Annotated in this window: 13 protein-coding genes; 12 read left to right on the top strand and 1 reads right to left on the bottom strand. The window is 33.2% G+C overall.

Features of this window, described 5'->3' with window-relative positions:
* The first annotated feature begins 178 nt into the window (after nucleotides 1-178).
* From H0I26_RS07675 to H0I26_RS07650, 6 genes are read left to right on the top strand one after another with little or no spacing between them, the layout of a single operon-like run.
* On the top strand, nucleotides 179-1,000 hold the full coding sequence (locus H0I26_RS07675) for a DUF6492 family protein (RefSeq protein WP_218701694.1): 822 nt from the start codon (nucleotides 179-181) through the stop codon (nucleotides 998-1,000).
* A gap of 17 nt (nucleotides 1,001-1,017) precedes the next feature.
* Nucleotides 1,018-1,578 carry an L-threonylcarbamoyladenylate synthase gene (locus H0I26_RS07670; RefSeq protein ID WP_218701693.1) on the top strand — a complete coding sequence of 187 codons (561 nt, stop codon included), beginning with the start codon at nucleotides 1,018-1,020 and terminating at the stop codon, nucleotides 1,576-1,578.
* A gap of 8 nt (nucleotides 1,579-1,586) precedes the next feature.
* Nucleotides 1,587-3,005 (top strand): CCA tRNA nucleotidyltransferase, encoded by a 1,419-nt coding sequence (locus tag H0I26_RS07665; protein WP_218701692.1) that lies wholly within the window; start codon nucleotides 1,587-1,589, stop codon nucleotides 3,003-3,005.
* Between the two features lie 2 nt (nucleotides 3,006-3,007).
* Nucleotides 3,008-3,457 (top strand): GNAT family N-acetyltransferase, encoded by a 450-nt coding sequence (locus tag H0I26_RS07660; RefSeq protein ID WP_218701691.1) that lies wholly within the window; start codon nucleotides 3,008-3,010, stop codon nucleotides 3,455-3,457.
* Nucleotides 3,458-3,474: 17 nt separating this feature from the next.
* The gene (locus H0I26_RS07655; RefSeq protein WP_101017569.1) at nucleotides 3,475-4,491 is read left to right on the top strand and encodes a COX15/CtaA family protein; all 1,017 of its coding nucleotides are present in this window, start codon (nucleotides 3,475-3,477) and stop codon (nucleotides 4,489-4,491) included.
* Between the two features lie 39 nt (nucleotides 4,492-4,530).
* On the top strand, nucleotides 4,531-5,049 hold the full coding sequence (locus tag H0I26_RS07650) for a plasmid pRiA4b ORF-3 family protein (RefSeq protein ID WP_136582112.1): 519 nt from the start codon (nucleotides 4,531-4,533) through the stop codon (nucleotides 5,047-5,049).
* On the opposite strand, the gene H0I26_RS07645 is transcribed toward H0I26_RS07650, so the two are convergent.
* Entirely contained in the window at nucleotides 5,046-6,104 is a 1,059-nt protein-coding gene (locus H0I26_RS07645) for a hypothetical protein (protein WP_218702055.1), read from the bottom strand. The genes H0I26_RS07650 and H0I26_RS07645 overlap by 4 nt on opposite strands.
* 98 nt (nucleotides 6,105-6,202) lie before the next feature.
* On the opposite strand from H0I26_RS07645, the gene H0I26_RS07640 reads away from it, so the two are divergent.
* The 6 genes from H0I26_RS07640 to H0I26_RS07615 all read left to right on the top strand — a co-directional run bounded on the left by H0I26_RS07640 (nucleotide 6,203) and on the right by H0I26_RS07615 (nucleotide 20,647).
* Complete coding sequence (locus H0I26_RS07640) at nucleotides 6,203-7,111, top strand: ABC transporter ATP-binding protein (protein ID WP_218701690.1); 909 nt, start codon at nucleotides 6,203-6,205, stop codon at nucleotides 7,109-7,111.
* 24 nt (nucleotides 7,112-7,135) lie between these two features.
* Nucleotides 7,136-7,960 carry an ABC transporter permease gene (locus H0I26_RS07635; protein ID WP_218701689.1) on the top strand — a complete coding sequence of 275 codons (825 nt, stop codon included), beginning with the start codon at nucleotides 7,136-7,138 and terminating at the stop codon, nucleotides 7,958-7,960.
* Between the two features lie 74 nt (nucleotides 7,961-8,034).
* On the top strand, nucleotides 8,035-11,379 hold the full coding sequence (locus H0I26_RS07630) for a T9SS type B sorting domain-containing protein (RefSeq protein WP_218701688.1): 3,345 nt from the start codon (nucleotides 8,035-8,037) through the stop codon (nucleotides 11,377-11,379).
* A gap of 1 nt (nucleotide 11,380) precedes the next feature.
* Nucleotides 11,381-13,834, top strand: a complete 2,454-nt coding sequence (locus tag H0I26_RS07625) for a T9SS type B sorting domain-containing protein (protein ID WP_218701687.1) — start codon at nucleotides 11,381-11,383, stop codon at nucleotides 13,832-13,834.
* A 32-nt stretch (nucleotides 13,835-13,866) separates the two neighbouring features.
* Nucleotides 13,867-15,705 carry a gliding motility-associated C-terminal domain-containing protein gene (locus H0I26_RS07620; RefSeq protein WP_218701686.1) on the top strand — a complete coding sequence of 613 codons (1,839 nt, stop codon included), beginning with the start codon at nucleotides 13,867-13,869 and terminating at the stop codon, nucleotides 15,703-15,705.
* 124 nt (nucleotides 15,706-15,829) lie between these two features.
* Nucleotides 15,830-20,647, top strand: coding sequence for a T9SS type B sorting domain-containing protein (locus tag H0I26_RS07615; protein WP_256935294.1), 4,818 nt, complete (start codon nucleotides 15,830-15,832; stop codon nucleotides 20,645-20,647).
* Nucleotides 20,648-20,687: the final 40 nt, after the last annotated feature.

Raw genomic sequence — 20,687 nt, 5'->3', positions numbered from 1 at the left:
AAGCGGTATACTTTGAAATCTACTTATATAAATTATAATTGAGATGGTTGATACTTCAAAAAAACCTAAATACGTAACCTAAAAAAGCTATTGATTAGTACTTTTGCATATCCATAACAAAATATAGCAGGTTGGTCTAAATCCCAATTTATAATCTACAAACCAATAATTGGACACTATGCATAATTTAGCTTTAGTTATAAAGACATATAAACCAGATTACGACAGAGTCAAACTACTTATTGAGTCAATAGACAAACATAACTCGGATAATATCCCTATTTATATAAGTATAAACGATGCAGATTATGATTTTTTTAAATCTAACCTAACCAACACTAAGCATACCCTATTAAAAGATAGTCAAATTTGTACAACAAGTGTTACAGATGGTTGGAGATACCAACAAATAATTAAATCTCAGTTTTATAGACTTAAAGTTGCTAGAAACTATTTATGTATAGATTCTGACAGCCTATTTATATCCGATTTTTATATTAAAGACTTTATATATAATGACGACGTACCTTATACAATAATGCAAGAATCTAAACCACAATTAGAAATTTTTGAACGTATAGATGTTGACACTGTTAAACATAGCTTTAGAACACCTGTCAAAGCTATTAGGGTTATTTTTAATCTTCCAGAAGTTAAATATTGGGATTACGGACCATCACCATATTTATGGTCTTGTAAAGTTTGGGAAAGTTTTTACGAAGACTATTTACCTGCAAATAATTTTACAATCGAAAGTTTTTTTAGCGAGCTTGATAAAACAACACATCCTGCTGAAGCTTTAATTTATGGTGAGTATTTAAGAAAAACTAAAATTATAGAAATTATACCATGCGAATGCTTTTTTAAAGTATACCATTATAAAAAGCAATTTGACATTGAAAAAAAATTCCACAATATAGAAAAATTAAAAAAAGTTTATCTAGGTGTTATATTTCAAAGTAATTGGAAACAAAAAAAGAAAAGGTTTAAATTATTTTAAACTTATAAAAGCAAACCATGAGAGAAGAAATAGAAAAAGCAATTGAAACCCTTAAACAAGGTGGTTTAATTTTATACCCAACAGATACCGTTTGGGGAATTGGTTGTGATGCAACAAATGCTAACGCTGTCAATAAAATTTACAAACTAAAGCAACGCCAGGATGACAAGGCATTAATATGCTTAGTTAATAACTACAGCATGCTTGAAAGACATGTAGACAATGTACCAAAAATAGCATATACAATTTTAGATATTGCGGACAAACCAACCACTGTAATCTATGATGCTCCAGCTGGTATTGCAGAAAATTTGGTCGCAAAAGACAATACATTGGCGATTAGAATAGTGAATCATGATTTTTGCGAAAAATTGATAAAATATTTTGGAAAACCAATTGTATCCACCTCTGCAAATATAAGTGGCCAACCGACACCTAAATCCTTTAAAGAAATTAGCGAAGCTGTTTTAAAAGGTGTGGATTATGTCGTAAATTTGCACCAACAAAAAAATGGAGGAAATCCTTCTACTATTATAAAACTAAGTAATAGTGGACAAGTTAAAGTTATTCGTGAGTAAATTATAATATGAATTACAAAGCAGCACTACAAAACCCAGTATTTAAAGTTATTTCTCAAGCGTCTAAAAACCTTAATTTGGACAGCTATGTTATTGGAGGTTTTGTTCGTGATTATATCTTAGAAAGAGGAGATGCTAAAGACATTGATGTTGTTGCCATAGGTAGCGGAATTGAATTAGCAAGAGAAGTCTCAAAACGACTACCTAACAAACCTAAAGTTCAAGTTTTTAAAACGTATGGAACAGCAATGTTGCGTTACAATGACGTAGAAATAGAATTTGTTGGTGCACGTAAAGAATCTTACAATGAAGATAGTAGAAACCCAATAGTCGAAAACGGGACTTTACAAGATGATCAAAATAGGCGCGATTTTACTATTAATGCCTTAGCAATAAACTTATCTGAATCTAATTTTGGTGATTTATTAGACCCTTTTAATGGCGTTGAAGATTTAGGTAACAAGATTATAAAAACGCCCTTAAATCCAGATATAACTTATAGTGACGATCCTTTACGCATGATGCGTGCTATAAGATTTGCAACACAATTAGATTTTATAATTGAAGAGCAATCACTTAACGCTATTACTAGAAATAGCGCTCGTATCAAGATTATAACAAAAGAACGAATCATTGTTGAGCTAAACAAAATTTTAGAAAGTTCAAAACCATCAAAAGGTTTTTTATTGCTAGAAAAAACAAGGCTTTTAAAACATTTTTTACCTGAGTTAACCAACTTAAAAGGTATTGATGAAGTGGAAGGGCAAACCCATAAAGACAACTTTTACCATACGCTTGAAGTGGTTGATAATATTTCTAAAAACACGAACGATGTTTGGTTACGTTGGGCAGCATTGTTACATGATATTGGTAAAGCACCAACAAAACGATTTAGTAAAAAAGTAGGTTGGACGTTTCACGGACATGAGTTTGAAGGGTCTAAAATGGTATACCACTTATTTAAACGCTTAAAAATGCCTTTAAATGACAAAATGAAATTTGTCCAAAAAATGGTATTCATGAGCTCTAGACCTATTGTTTTAGCTGAGGATTTAGTCACCGATTCGGCTGTAAGACGTTTAGTCTTTGATGCTGGAGATTATGTTGAAGATTTAATGACACTTTGTGAGGCTGACATTACTACAAAAAACCCAAAACGTTTTGATAAATATCATAACAATTTCAAGATTGTAAGAGATAAAATTATTGAAGTAGAAGAAAAAGATCACGTTCGTAATTTTCAACCTCCTGTTTCTGGAGAAGAAATTATGGAAACCTTTAATTTAAAACCTTCAAAAGAAATAGGCATTATTAAAGAAGCCATAAAAGAAGCTATTCTTGAAGGAGAAATCCCGAACGAGCATGATGCCGCTTTTAATTTAATGATTAAAAAAGGGGAAGCTTTAGGACTCATTAAAAATGAATAAGCATGTTAGAGTTAATTAAAACAGATTCTAATAATCCCGACTTTATTACTCTAATCAAGCAGTTAGATAGTTACCTAAAAACAACAGACGGTGATGATCATGAGTTTTACAATCAATATAATGGGTTAGATACTATTAAACACGTCGTCCTTGCTTATTTAGACAAAACTCCTGTGGGTTGCGGAGCCTTTAAACCCTTTAAGGAAAATACCGTAGAGATTAAACGCATGTTTACCTCTAAAACTACTCGAGGACAAGGGGTGGCTTCAAATATTTTACAAGAATTAGAATCTTGGGCAAAACAACTCGACTACAAAGACAGTATTTTAGAAACCGGAATTAGACAAATAGAAGCCATTCAATTTTATAAAAAATGCAACTATCACATCACAGATAATTACGGCCAATATAAAGGTGTAAAAGAAAGTATATGCTTTAAAAAAGCATTGTAAGTTAAAGAAAAAGCAATATGAAAAAGGACAATAACAAAGTTATCTATTGGCTATTAACGGGTTGTTTATTAATTTTTATAATGGTCATTGTAGGTGGTATTACCCGATTAACCCATTCTGGATTAGCCATTTCTAACTACAAACTTATTTCTGGAACTATTCCGCCTATGAATGACGTCGAATGGCAGGAAGCCTTTGATTTATACAAGCAATATCCAGAATACAAAAAATTAAACAACCATTTTAATATTGAAGAATTTAAAGACATCTATTTCTGGGAATGGATTCATCGTGTCATCGGTCGTTTTATAGGATTAGTATTTTTCTTACCCTTTTTATATTTTTTAATTACAAAACAACTAACAGGACCAACTATTAAAAAATCAATTGGCCTAATGTGTTTAGGTGCCTTACAAGGATTTCTAGGTTGGTACATGGTTAAAAGTGGATTAGTAGACCGTCCAGATGTCAGTCACTATAGGCTAGCAATGCATTTAACAACAGCATTTATAACCTTTGCAGCGACATTTTGGGTCGCTTTAGATTTAATGTTTCCATTTGATAAAATTGTGAGCACTGGGTTTAAAAGACTCCTTCGTATTGGTATGTTAGTTCTAATTATCCAGATTGTTTATGGTGCATTTGTTGCAGGTTTAGATGCCGGTTGGGTACATAACCATTGGCCAATGATGAGTGAAGGTAAATTTATTCACGAAAGTGTATATATCGAAAGAGAGACCCTTTTTGCTAATCTTACTGAAGGAAAAAGTGGCGTGCAATTTGTGCACAGAACGTTAGCTTATATTGTAGTCGCTTTTATTCTTTTAATTGTCTTCAAAGGGCAAAAATATGTCGAAACCAACTATCAACGTAGAGCACTTAATGCTCTAATATCACTCGTTTTTTTACAATTTATTTTAGGCGTTTTCACCTTGATATTACAAGTTCCTGTATGGTTAGGTGTTGCACATCAAGTTGGTGCCTTTTTATTACTAACAGCAATGACATTTACGTTACATCGCTTTAGTAAATAACAGCTAAAAGCATTATCTTTACACCCTTATTTTTTTATTATGATTTACAGATTCAGAGTTATACTAGACAACGATACTAAAGAAGATATCTTTAGAGATTTTGAAATGCGTGAAAGCGACACCATGGAAGATCTACATAACGTTATCACACAATGTTTTGGCTTTGAAGGTAATGAAATGGCTTCTTTTTATTTAAGTGATGACGAGTGGAATCAAGGCGCAGAAATTAGTCTTTTTGATATGAGTGATGGCTTAAACGAAGTTAGATTGATGAATGAAACATCACTTTCTGACACTGTACACGAAGACCAAACAAAACTAATTTATGTTTACGACTTCATGAGTATGTGGACCTTTTTTGTAGAATTGGCTGAAATCGTTGAAGTTGCGGAAGGTGTAGATTACCCTAATCTGATGTACGTTCAAGGTCAAGTGCCTACTGAAGCACCTGAAAAAGTGTTTGAAGCAGAAAAAGATGAATTTGAAGACGATTTAGAAGATGATGACTTTAATATTGACGATTACGATAATTTAGACTTTGAAGAAAACTGGAACTAAAAATCCTGAGTATTCATATCTTCATAATTACGCTTGACAAAGTTTAAAGCATTTTTCAAAATTTCACCCATATTTTTACTTTTCTTAAATTCTAAATCTAACGTATGATCGTATATTTTGGATTTTAGAAGTTCTATATTGGCTTTATTAGATATTTTATCATGCACCATACAATCTAGCAGTTGCGCAATACGATCGTTATAACTAATCATGCGCTTTGCAACAATGGAGCGCTCTTCCACTTTATATTGATCAATAGAGCCCTGTTTAAATTTTTTAGCTACTAGTTGTACTAATTTTAAATTTTCTTTAAAAAATTGTGGTCTATACACATTAAACTTTCCTTCGTAGCATTGTTGATCAAAATCTATAGCTCTAATTTTAAACACTACGTGATCAAAATCATGAGTAGGTACAATTACGTAATTATAAGAACGCATATCACCCAGTAATCTAATCATACAACGTTCGTTAAATTTAACAAACTCTTTTGCTATCTGGGATTTTTCACGCTCCGAACAATCTGGTAAATTATTTTTTATAAATTCATCACCAGGTATTCCTGCAATATGTTCTTCTATTAAAGTATTACCATGCACCATAAAATTTAACTGATATGGAGATAGCATTTGCTCTAACTCTAAACCATAAATACGAGAAGCATCCGCTTTTTTGACATAAAAATAAGTGTAATTATCATTAATAATATTCCTGATTTTTACTCTAAAAGGCTTAGAATTCCCAAAAGTACAATAATCAATAGCATCGATATTTAAATAGGCGTTAGCGGTGACATTACCATCAGAATGGAGTCTACTATATACTTTTTTTAAACTTAAGTCAATTTCTTCTCTATCAAATTCGCTAAAATACACACGTACCCAAAGCGTATCATTATCGTCTTTATCATAAACCGTAATCGCGCCTTGAAAACGTAACAAGTCATCATATAGAATCGTTATTTTAGAGTTTCTATTGTACTCTGATAAATAGCTATTCAATCTATCGCTGATTGGGTAAGACGGTTTTTTCTTCGAAATCTTTAAATCCTTCATAAATATATCTGTCTCCAAATTTAAAAACTAATTTTTAAATTGTAACATATTTAACACTCTATCGTCTTACTATTAAATCAATCAAAAAACCACACATCTTGGAAACTATTCTTAGCATTAGTAATCTTACTAAAAAGTATGGCAATTTAACAGCTGTCAATAATCTATCTTTTACTATTGAAAAAGGTAATGTATATGGCATTTTAGGCCCTAACGGAAGCGGAAAATCAACGACTCTAGGTATTACATTAAATGTAGTCAATGCCACTAGCGGAAACTTTAGTTGGTTTGGCGGTAATACCTCCACCCACGATGCGCTAAAAAGAGTGGGTGCCATCATCGAGCGCCCTAATTTTTATCCTTACATGTCGGCTTACAAAAATTTAAAATTAGTTTGTAAGATTAAAGAAATTAGTGAGGATAAAATTAATGAAAAACTTGAGTTAGTTGGTCTTTTAGATCGAAAAGACAGCCAGTTTAAAACGTTTTCTTTAGGGATGAAACAACGTTTAGCCATAGCATCTGCATTACTTAACGATCCTGAAATATTAATTTTAGACGAGCCCACCAATGGCTTAGACCCTCAAGGAATACATCAAATTAGAGCTATAATACAAGATATTGCGAGCCAAGGGACAACTATTTTATTAGCCTCGCATTTATTAGACGAAGTAGAAAAAGTTTGTACTCACGTCGTTGTTCTTAGAAAAGGAGAAAAATTATATGAAGGCCCTGTAGACCAAATGATTTCTAGCAATGGCTTTTTTGAATTAAAATGCGAAAATACAGCGCTGTTAATTAATTATTTAGAAGCACATCCAAATATTAAAAACATAAAAATTGTGGATGGATTAGTAACCGCTTTTATAGAGCAACCAATGTCTGCTGCTGCTTTTAACAAAGAGCTATTAGAAAAAGGCATTCTATTATCTCATTTAGTATTGAGAAAAGAAAGCTTAGAAGAGCAATTCCTTCAACTTACAGACGATCTAAACGACGCTAACTAACCACTACCCTAACAAACCGCAATCATGTTTCGACTATTATCCATAGAATTACAAAAATTACTAGAAAACAGAAGTAGTAAAATACTTATCTTTTTTTCTTTTATACTGCCCTTTTTTATAATCTTATTATCGTCCTTTAAAATCAACTTCTTTGGTTTATTTACCATAGACCTAGGTAGTGTTGGTATATTTGACTTCCCTTATATATGGCACATCACCACCTTTTTTACCGCTCAATTTAAACTGTTTTTCGCCATTGTTGTCGTTAGCATGATTGGTAATGAGTATAGTAATAAAACCATTAAACAAAACCTGATTGATGGTTTAAGCAAAAAGGAATTTATTTTATCCAAATTTATTACCATCGTTTTCTTTGCGTTAGTATCCACTCTTTTAATTGGACTAATCACATTATGTATTGGGTTATATTATTCTGGCGATACAGAAGCTTATTATATGCATAGTGAAATTATATTCTTACTAGCCTATTTTGTAAAACTAGTTGGCTTTTTCAGTTTATGTTTATTTCTAGCGGTATTAATAAAGCGCTCTGCCTTTGCGCTTGGTTTTATGTTTATCATATTTATAGTAGAATGGATTTTATATGCCGTAATTGCAAAAAATTACGACGACGAAATAGCCACTAATATTCAAAATTACTTTCCCTTAAAATCGATGTGGAAACTAATTGACGAACCTTTTAGACGTATTGTATTAATGAAATCTCCTGAAAAAACAGAACTACTTTATGACTATGCGGTGCATTGGAATGAAATACTTATTGTTTTAGCCTGGACCGCTTTATTTGTATACTGGTCTTACAAATTATTACAAAAAAGAGATTTATAATATTCTTTTAACACCCTTCATTTATATTTAAAAATATTCTTTTCATACCTTTACTAGCTATCGCTAAAAAAAATATGAAAAGAATATTACTAATCACTATACTACTTTGTAATTACATCTCCATAGCACAAAACGAAGCGGCCAATTGGTATTTTGGAAACAATGCAGGTATTAATTTTAACACCAATACAAACGCTGTTACCGCATTAACAGATGGATTATTATCTACAGAAGAAGGTTGTACCAGTATTTCTGATAGTACTGGTAATTTATTGTTTTACACTAACGGAGAAAACGTTTATGACAGAGAGCATAACATTATGCCCAACGGCACCGGACTATTTGGAAATCAATCTAGTACACAATCTGCGATAATTATCCCCAAGCCAGAAGATCCTAACCTCTATTATATTTTTACTCAAGACACTAATTTTCAATTGAACCCAGACAATGGTTTTAACTACTCAATCGTAGACATGACATTAAATGGTGGTTTTGGTGCGGTTACTACTAAAAATCAATTTTTACTAAATAAAGCCTCAGAAAAAGTAACTGCAGTTTTAAAAGATTGTCAATCTCAAAATATATGGGTGGTTACTTATGCCGATTCGGATGCCCTTACAAACATTAACGCGGTAGACAACAATAATAACACTTTTTATGCCTTTGAAGTTAGCGCTGCTTCAGGTGTCAACCCAACTCCAATAGTATCTACCTTACCTTTTTCTATCTCAGAAAGAAGAGGTTATCTTAAATTTTCTCCTGACGGAACTAAACTAGCCTGTGCTAACGTCGCAGAAGGCCTTTATCTTTTTGATTTTGATACAACTACAGGAATAGTCAGTAATTCTCAGCAAATTAATACTACAATTGCCCCCCCTGGACAACCACAATCGCCCTACGGTATAGAGTTTTCTCCGGACAACCAAGTCCTATATGTCACTACTTATTATGAAACTCCTTCTGCAGATTTCACTAACCCTAGTGCACAATACGGGACTTTAATTCAATATGATTTAACAAATACAAATATTAGCGCCACAGAGCAGGTTTTGGATCAAAGAATAATGTATAGAAGCGCCTTACAACTAGGCCCTGATGGTAAAATTTACAGGTCATTAAGCGCCACTTATGATCAAGGAACCCCTTTTTTAAGTGTTATAAATACCCCAAATAACTTAGGAGTGTCATCAGATTATCAACACGCCATCATAAACTTAAATGGACGATCGTCCAGACAAGGACTACCTCCTTTTATAGCCTCCTTTTTCTCAGAAAAAATAGACATAATACCAACAGACACAACAAATACTATTAATCTACCCCTGTGTACTGGTGATGATTACACTTTAATTGCAGAGGCTATTTCTGGCGCCACTTACACATGGACTAAAGATGACATCGCAATACCAACACCCACAATTCCAAATGAATTGTTAATTACAGAAAATGGTAATTACGAAGTATTAATAGAGTTAAATACCGGTGATTGCGACACAAAAGAAGGTCAAGCTATCGTAACGTATTTTGATATCCCCGTAGCAACACAACCAAATGACCTTAGTATTTGTGATGATAATAATGACTTAATAACAACATTTACCCTTTCCATTCAAGACGCAACAATATTAAATGGGCAAAATTCAGCGACTTACTCTGTTCAATATTATTTAACCCAAGCAGATGCCAATTTAGATCAAAATCAATTAGCTAACCTATATAGTAATAGTAATCCTCAAGAAACAATATTTGCAAGGGTTTTTAATAGTTTAAACTCAAATTGTTATGATACTACTTCTTTTAATATTGCAGTTTTTAACACACCTACTATTGGTCTATTAACGGATTATAGTACTTGCGATGACACCTCTGATGGAGATGATACTAATGGTCAAACGACAATAGATTTATCATATTATAACAGCGAAGTTTACGGGAGTCAAAGCGCAATGACCTATGCTATTTCTTATCATCATTTGCAAGCTGATGCGAATTTAGGAGACAATCCATTACCTAATAATTATTATAATACCACTCCATTTAATGAAACTATTTTTGTTCGCCTAGAGAATGTAAATAACACAGCTTGTTTTAATACCCAAAGTTTTAACATCAACATAAATCCAGCCCCTTTGTCTTTTGATGAAATACTCCTTCAATGCGACCAAGATGGTATTCCTGATGGCTTAACCATCTTTAATTTAAACCAAATCACGACAAACATTACCAACAACGCACCAAATGTAGCTACCGCCTTTTATACGACTATGGCGAATGCCGTCTCAGAAACTACTCCAATAGATGGCAACGCTTATAGCAACGTAACAAACCCGCAAACCATTTATTCTGTAGTTACTAATACCATTACAAGCTGTAAATCAATTAGCGAATTAATATTAGAGGTAAGTGCAACTCAAACTAATAACTATATAGCGCCCCCCGTTTGTGATGAGTTGGGATCCGAAGATGGTATAAACACTTTTAATTTAGACGATTTTTCTACAGAAATTTTAAGTGGTCTTCCGACGGGAATTACTATTAATTATTACCAAACTTATAATGATGCATTAATAGAAGCCAATGCACTACCTACATTATATAATAACACCACAGCATATAGTCAAATAATTTATGCTAGAGCAGAAAATGATAATGCCTGCTATGGTATAAATGAAGTCTTATTAACCATAAATCCATTACCTCAATTATCAGAAAACGAAACTCTTTTTTATTGTTTAAATGAATTTCCTTCTACTATACAATTAACAGCATCAACACCGGTAAATAATAACTATTATTATAATTGGTCTACAAATGAAACGACAGCTACAATTGATATAAATACAACAGGAACTTACACCGTTACAGCAACAACACTAGACGGTTGCCAAAAAACAAAAACTATTATTGTAGAAGCTTCAAATACAGCAACCATTGAAAATATAGAAGTCATTGACGGAAGCCTAAATAGTAACGTCGTAGCAGTAATTGCATCCGGTGAAGGTGACTATCTTTTTGAATTACTAAATTCAGAAAATATGTCTACAGGCTTTCAGTCTAGCAATATATTTACTAATGTCAAACCAGGGATTTATACAGTAAACGTAAAAGACATAAAAAATAATTGCGGGATAGTTACTCAATTATTTTCTGTAGTAGGGTTTCCTTTGTATTTTACACCAAATAACGACGGTCAGAATGATTTTTGGCAAGTATATGGCGTATCTAATCAATTCCAACCAAATTCTGTCATCCAAATTTTTGATAGGTATGGTAAATTGTTAAACCAATTTACTCCTTCTAGCCAAGGTTGGGATGGTACTTTTAATGGTTTACCAATGCCCACTAATGACTACTGGTTTACAGTAAAACTGCAAGATGGCCGTGTTTACAAAGATCATTTCACCTTAAAACGATAATTTGAAAATACTAAATTACACCTTACTGATCATTTGCTTTATTAATTCTAATCTTGCCTTTTGCCAGCAACCAACAGATTGTATTCAAGCCATTACAATTTGTGGAAATTCCAATGTTAGCTTAGACGTTAGCGGTATTGGAACACAAGAATTAACAGGAAGTAACACCTGCTCTAGTCAAGAGAGCAACAGTATCTGGTTAAAAGTAACTACCGTAAATGATGGTACTTTAGCCTTCACATTAACTCCTGAAAGTAACAATATTACTGAAGATTATGATTTTTTTGTTTTTGGTCCAAATGTAACGTGTGGAAATATTGGACAAGCCATCCGATGCTCTACAACAAATCCACAAGAGTCAAATCAAGGTAATAACTTAACAGGTTTAAGTGTAAATGCAAATGATACGGCTGAAGGTCCTGGTGGTGCCGGAAACAGTTTTGTTAGCGCTATTAATGCCACAGCTGGAGATTCTTATTATATAGTTATAGATAGACCTATAGGAAATAGCCCTTTTAGTTTAGAATGGACAGGAACAGCACAATTTGCAGAGCCCCCGGCTAACAGCGCCATAAATCAAAATGAAATTACACTTGAAAATTGCGATTTGACACTACCTTATGATGACGAGATTACAACTTTTAATTTAGAATTAAACACTCCTATAATCAGAGGGAATCAAAACAATGTAACCATTACATACCATGAAAGTGAAAGTGATGCTAATATAAATAGCGACGCGATAAGCAGTCCTTACACAAATATTAGCAACCCTCAAACCTTATATGCTAAAGTCACCAACACGATTACAGACTGTTACACGATAGTACCATTTAATTTAACCATAAAAAATGGCCCAACAATAACAATACCAACAGATTATCAAGTTTGCGATGATACCACAGATGGGAATGATACTAATGGACAATCTTTCTTCATTTTATCAAGCAAAAACAATGAAATTGGTGGTCGCAATGCATCAAATTATATTTTTTCATATCATTCTACTTTCCTAAATGCACTAAATAATACTGATGTGCTGAGTGATAATTTTTACAACACTACACCAAATCAGCAAACTATTTATGTTAGAGTAGAAAATGCATTAGATGTAGGTTGTATAAGTATTACACCACTTAACTTAGTGGTTAATCCAATAATTACCACATTTGACAGTATATTATTTCAATGTGATGACGATGATCTTATAGATGGGTTTACTATTTTTAATTTAGATGAAGCTATCACTGATATTACTGATGCTTTCTCTAGTAATAATCAAGTTGATTTTTACGAAAATTATACTGATGCTACGTCACAAACAAATGAATTGAATAGTTTAGCCTACAGTAATATTAGCAATCCTCAAACAGTAATTGCAGTTGTAACCAATCCTATTACTGGCTGCTTTGAAACAGCACAACTAATCCTGGAAGTCAGTACAACTTCAATTAACAATTACATTGCACCTCCTGTTTGTGATGAAGTTGACTCCGAAGATGGGTTAAACACGTTTGATTTAAGCGAATTTTCAACAGCTATTTTAAGCGGACTCCCCCCTAATTTAGATATTAATTATTACGATAATTATAATGATGCCTTACTAGAGCAAAACGCTTTACCGAATAATTACAACAATACAACGCCTTACAATCAAATCATCTACGTACGAGTAGAAGATAACAATACCTGTTATGGTATTAATGAAGTCGCATTATCCATATTAGAATTACCTCAACTTGAAGCTGACGAAACACTATTATATTGCCTTAATAATTTCCCTGAAGCACTAAGTATAACTGGAGGTGTTATTGGAAACAGTAACAATTATTATTATAATTGGAATACAGGAGACACAACGATTAACGTAGAAGTTAATGCAATAGGCACATACGTAGTTACTGTAACTAATACTTTAGGATGTTCAAAAAGCAGAACGATAACAGTAGAACCTTCGAATATTGCAACAATCAATGACATTATAGTCGTTGACAGCACAATTGACAACAACCAAGTTACTATATTAACTTCAGGAGAAGGCGAGTACCAATTTGAGCTTATTAATTTTTCAGGAGAAAGCACAGGCTTTCAATCTAGCAATATTTTTAACAATATTTCACCTGGATTTTATACTGCTACTGTAAAAGATATAAAAAATGATTGTGGCACTATTGATCAATTATTTTCTGTAGTAGGTTTCCCTCTATACTTTACACCAAATAACGACAGTCAGAATGATTATTGGCAAGTTTATGGTGTATCTAGTCAATTCCAACCTAATTCTGTCATACAAATTTTTGATAGGTATGGTAAATTAATAAAACAATTCGCCCCTTCTAGTCAAGGTTGGGATGGTACTTTTAACGGTTTACCAATGCCCACTAATGACTACTGGTTTACAGTAAAACTACAGGATGGTCGTATTTACAAAGATCATTTCACTTTAAAACGATAGTAATTTGTATTTTTAATCAAGAATACTGAGTAATGAAATACCTATGTTATGCTTTTTTTCTAATAAGCTTTTGCTTTCAAAATGTAAATGCTCAAGACATTATGCTCTTTCAGCAATACAATGGAAGATATGACTACACAGCAATCGGGAACACTCTAAATCAAGCAGAAAACAATTTATCACAGGCTTTTTGCGAAATCCTCCCATCCTCTCAAGCGAGTTTAAACCTCGCCACAAATACATCGATAATAGCTGCTTACTTATTTTGGTCTGGCTCCGGTTCTGGAGATACCGAAGTAATGCTAAATACCTCCACAGTAATTGCCGAGGACACCTATACTGTGGACTACAATGCAGGATTTAATGGGATACTAACCTATTTTGCTAGTTATGCAAACGTCACTGATCAAATTATTGCGGAAGGTAATGGCAATTATCAATTTTCGGGATTAGATATTTCTGATGCTTTAGCAAACACACCTGGCTATTGTAATAATAGAACCAATTATGCCGGATGGAGTTTATATGTTATCTATGAAGACAATACACTACCACTAAATCAAGTTAATCTATTTCTAGGCTTAGAAATTATAAATGAAGAAGTACAAGACAAAACCATTATTCTAGAAAACGTAAATGTATTAGATAATGACAATGCTAAAATTGGTTTTTTAGCTTGGGAAGGAGACAATGCGCTAAACTTTGGAGAATCCCTGTCTATAAACGGAAATATTCTATCCAATCCGCCCTTAAACTCAGCTGACAACGCTTTTAACGGGACTAATAGCTTCACCAATGCTAATAACTTTTACAATGCAGATCTGGATGTTTATAATATTGAAAACAATATTCAAATTGGAGACAATCAAGTCACCATTAACCTCACAACAGGCGCTCCAGATAGTAACGGAATATTTAGAGCTGACTTAATTATTATTAATAATATTATAACAGTACTTAATAGCCAATTACCAGATGCCACTATAATTACAAATAATCATGAGGTTAGCTGTGCTAGTAGAGCTGTAACCCTTGATTATTCTGTTTTTAATAGCAATAGTACAGACACGCTCCCTGCAAACACGCCAATAGCCTTTTTTATTGATGCCGTTTTAGTTGATCAAAGTCAAACTATTAATGATATCCCTATTGGAGGTGAAGAAAACAATCAAATTACAATACAAATCCCTAATTCTATTTCTGACACATTTACAATCCAACTTGTTGTAGATAATGATGGATTAAATAATGGCATCATAACAGAAACTAACGAAGTAAATAATAACAATTTCCAAGAAATACAATTGCTCCCATTTCCAGAAACAATACACCTTCAACCAATTTTGAAATGTAATAAGGGTTATAACCAAGCCACTTTTGATTTAACGGAAGCATTATCTCAAATTAATCAAAATCAGTATTTAAGTTTTTCTTTCTATGAAACCATAGAAGACATAGTGTCTGATAATACGATAACAAACCTGGCTTCTTATGGATCTAGCACTACACCGCAAAGCATTTATATAACAGCCTATACAGAACTATGCTTTGACCTATATGTTTTGGACCTAGTTACCGAAAACTGCCCACCTCATGTGCCACAAGGTTTTTCTCCTAACAACGATAGTATTAATGACTATTTTAATATTCAAGGCTTGTACTCCATATTTGAAAACCACGAGTTATTAATCTACAATCGTTATGGTACCTTAATTTTTAAAGGAGATAATACTACTAAATGGTATGGTCTAATTAACCAAGGTTTAAATAACCATGGAAAAATAGTTCCGGTAGGCACTTACTTTTATGTTTTAAATTTAAAAGACTCTAATTATAGCGTCCAAACAGGCTGGGTGTACGTAAACTATTAATTTACAACATTTTAAAAACGGTTTTTAATCGATATTACTTGTGTTTAATAGATTATTTATCTAATATTGTGTTTTTAAACGGTGAAATATGTTTTTTATCGTGGTTCCCAAAACCTAAAAACACATGAAACTTAACCTAAAACTTCCAATTATGGCTATAATTGGTACACTAACTTCTGTTAGTTTTTCACAACAAGTAGCCATAGACGACTCCTTTTCTGCACAACAATTAGTAGAAAATAATTTAGTGCAAGGTTGCGTAGAAGTAACCAATATAAACACGACCGTAAATGGAAGCATTAATGGGTTTTCAAGCTTTGGTTATTTTGAAAAAGCCGACTCAAACTTCCCTTTTCAGAACGGAATAGTATTATCGACAGGACAAGCTAGGGCTGCTGGTAACACACAAAACACAAATCCACTTAACCAGGGTAACACTGACTGGATAACAGATCCAGATTTAGAAACTGCACTAGGCATTACTAATACCTTAAATGCAACCTCTATCGATTTTGATTTTATTTCAAGTTCAAGTGTGGTCCAATTTAATTACATCTTAGCCTCAGAAGAATATTTTGCTGAATATCCCTGTCTATATTCTGATGGTTTCGCTTTTTTAATTAGAGAATCTGGTAGCGGAGCTCCATATCAAAACATAGCCATAATACCAGGAACTAATACACCTGTAAACACAACTACAATTCATGATGAAATAGTTGGCTTTTGCCCAGAGGAAAACAGTCAATACTTTGAAGGTTACAATCTTGGTGACACTAATTTTAATGGTCGAACAACATCATTAAGTGCTTCTGCTTCCATCACTCCAAATGTACAATACCACATTAAATTAATAATTGCCGATCAAACGGATCGAAATTTTGACTCGGCTGTTTTTATCGAAGGTAATAGTTTTACAGACAGCGCAGATCTCGGCGAAGATATCAATACATGTGACGCCACAGTAATTTTAAATGCTGACACGAGCAATCCACAAGCATCTTACGTATGGTCTTTAAATAATACAGTAATTCCCAATGAAACCAATAGCACTTTAGTTGTCGATACTGATGGAAACTATACCGTTAGTATCACAGTACCACTAAATATGGATTCATGTACTTTTGAAGACTCGGTAAATATTACACTTAATACAATACAAGATGGGCCTACACTCACAGCTATCGAAATTTGTGATGATATTTCTAATGACGGAGAAGAAAATTTTGATTTAACTATAAAAATTACTGAAGTCGAAGCCTTGTTACCAACTGCGAATTATACGATTAGTTTTCATTCAACGGAATCACAAGCACAAAGTAACACAAACGGAATCACTTCATTTTTAAATACAACACCTACTCAAACGATATACTACAGCGCCGAAAATGATGCGACCGGATGTATTTACATCGGTACATTTAATCTTATAATCAATCCTTTTCCGACCATAACTGCACCATCACCCTTAAATATTTGCACCACAGGAACGGCAAGCATTAACTTAACAGAAAAAGATGATGAAATAACAAATACAAATCCCAATTATAATGTCAATTATCATTTTAACGCAACTGACGCTCTAAATGGAGACAACCCTATAGATTCTCCTTACGTTACTTCCAATAGTACAGAAACATTATATGTTAGTATTGTAGATATTACAACTGGGTGTCGTACGACAACAACCCTAGATCTTCAAATTAGTTCTAATCCTGCTATAAATCCAGACCGTCAACTACTAGACGCTTGCGATCAAGATGGGGACGGTTACGACACGTTTAATCTAACAGAAAACATAGATGATGTTTTACAAGGTCTAAGTGATGTTACTGTAACCTATCACGAAACATCAGACGACGCCTTTAGTGGAGAAAATGCTATTAGCGATGCTACCAACTACCCTAACTCGCAAGAATTTATTCAAATTGTTTTTATAAGAGTGGAAGATAACACAACAGGCTGTGCTTCTGTCATTCCCTTAGAACTCCATACTTTTTTATTGGAATCCGCAACAGAAATTACAGATTACTATCAGTGTGAGGACATACCAAATGACGGTATCGTAGACTTTGATTTACTGCAAATAGCAATAGCAATTATTAATGGTGTAGAAGATGTCACTATTGATTTTTACGAAACAGAAGCAGAACAACTCGCTACCTTTAATCCCATCGATCAAAATGTACTTTATGTCGTAGACACCACTCCTAAAACATTGTTTATTGTATTAAATAGCGATTCGTGTTCTCACAATTCATCAATACAATTAATTATAAATGATGGATTTGAAATTCAAACCCTAACGACTCAAGATTATTGTGATATAGATAGTGATGGTTTTACAAGCATTGATTTATTCAGTTTTAACGACTACGTTGCCACCGGAATCCCTAATGGATCCGTCTCTTACTTTGAAACTCAAGCAGACGCCGATTCAAATACAAATCCATTGCCTCCCTTTTACGACAATACCAATAACCCCTTAACTGTATTTGTGCGTGTACAAAACCAAAATAATTGTACTGCAACCTCAGCATTAACTATCCAGATATTACCTGCACCAGAAAGTTCTAACCCAGATAATATTACCATTTGTGATGATGATCAAGATGGCTTTTCTATTGTAGATTTAACGACTACAATATCTCAAATGGTTGCAGACACAACCAATAGAACTTTTACATTTCATATCTCTCAATCAGACGCAGATACAAACACAAATCCTATTATTGATAATACCAGTTATAATGCAAATACACAACTAGTTTTCTGTCGAATAGAGAATACAACTACGGGGTGCTTTTCTATTGAAAATTTTATAATTTTTGTCAATACATTACCCGTTTTTGAGACCATAACCACTTTAATTAGTTGCGAAACAGATGGCAATCAAATTGGCGAATTTCTATTTTCTGATAAAGATGCTGAAATATTAAATGGTCAGACAGGAAAAGAAGTACTTTACTTCACCTCTCAAGCCGATGCTGATTCAGGAAGTAACCCTATAGATAAAACCGTTATTTTTGAAAATACAACAGATCCGCAAACCATTTATGTCCGTGTTCAAAATGTAACTGATGTAGACTGTTACGGCACCGCTTCTTTTCAAATAGAAGTTGGTTCTAACCCAATTTACACACCACCTTCCGATGTCTATGTTTGTGATGATGTTAGTAATGACGGTTTTGACACTTTCGATTTAACAGAAGTCTCAACAGAAATAAATCAAGGTACCTCTGAAACCTTGAGCATTACTTATCATCTAACACTAGAAGATGCAGAAGCACAAGCAAACCCATTACCTGATAGTTTTACAACAACTGTAAATCCACAAGAAATATTTGTGACTATAGACAATGGTACTTTTTGTAAAGGTATTACTAGTTTTGAGTTTAACGTCATTGCTGTACCCGCAACAAATACAGCTAGCGCTTTACATGTTTGTGATGATGATACTGATGGAGTTTCAACTTTTGATTTAACGCTTTCTGAAGTTGAAGTGCTTTCCATAAGACAAGATAATACCGTAGTAGAATATTACACGACATCAGAAGATTTACAACAAAGCATCAACCTAATTACAGCTCCTGAAAACTTTACTAATACTTCTAATCCACAAATAGTATTTATCAAAGTTTTAAACACAGTCTCTAATTGTTATGCTGAAATTCCGTTAGAATTAATTGTCGACGTACCACCAACAATCACTCCCAATACAATCATAAGCTTATGCGAAGACACCTCCTTTGTTTATGATTTAAATGAAGCGTTGCCAGACTTAATAGACACGACACAATCTATTGAAACGTCTTTTTACACGTCGCAAACAGAAGCTAACACACAACAAAACGCAATAAACACAAATTACAATTACACTATTGGTAATCAAACCCTATTTATTAGAGCTAATTTTACAGGAAGTACCTGTTATGCTATTGATACTTTTGTTTTAAATGTAAATACAACGCCAACTTTCAGTAATTTACAAGACTTACAAACTTGTGATGATGACTATGACACCTTTGCCATATTTGATTTAAATCAACAAAATGCTTCAGTATTAGATAACCAAAACCCAAATAATTTTAGTGTTTCTTACTTTACCTCTCAAAATGACGCTATAAACAACACCAATGTTATAAGTGATTTGAGTGTCGATTCTGAAAATAACACAAGCTATTTTGTAAGAATAGAAAATAACATGACTGGTTGTTTTAATACCTCTAGCTTTAAAACAATAGTAAATAGAAAACCGGAATTAGATATTCCAGATCAAGTCCTTTGTGTAGATGACTTACCACTACTGGTTTCTGCAGAAACTAATGTCCCAACAGACACTTATTCTTGGTCTACAAATAATACCAATAGCTATATAGAAGTTACTGAAATAGGCACTTACTCCGTAACTGTAACCACACAATTTGGATGTACAACCTCAACAAATTTTACAGTCTCAGAATCTGAAGCAGCAACCATAGAATTTACTGAAACCGTCGATTTTTCAGACCCTAATAATGTCACTGTAGAAATTTCAGGAATCGGAAATTACCTTTATCAGTTTGATGATAACGAACCACAAGAATCTAACGTTTTTAGTAATACACCCATTGGTCCTCACACCATAACGGTTATCGATCTAAACGGGTGTAATTCTACATCCAAAGACATTGTTATTATTGACGTTCCAAAATTTGTAACACCAAATGGAGATGGGTACTTTGATACGTGGCATATTACTGGCGTTAATCAACTTGAAGGTACTATTGTAACTATTTACGATCGCTACGGTAAATTACTAAAAACATTAACTCACAACTCTCAAGGCTGGAATGGACAATATAATGGTAATTTAATGCCCGCCAATGACTATTGGTTTGTTGCAGACGTTAAAAAAGGAGCTATTGAATTTCAAGTAAAAGGTCATTTTGCACTTAGGCTTTAAAATAGGGTTACATACAAACATTTTACATTCGGCTATTCAT

Origin of the sequence: Olleya sp. HaHaR_3_96, assembly GCF_019278545.1 — a bacterium.
Classification (GTDB): domain Bacteria; phylum Bacteroidota; class Bacteroidia; order Flavobacteriales; family Flavobacteriaceae; genus Olleya.
The sequence above is the reverse complement of the archived record's forward strand: the minus strand, read 5'-3'. Positions and strand labels throughout refer to the sequence as shown.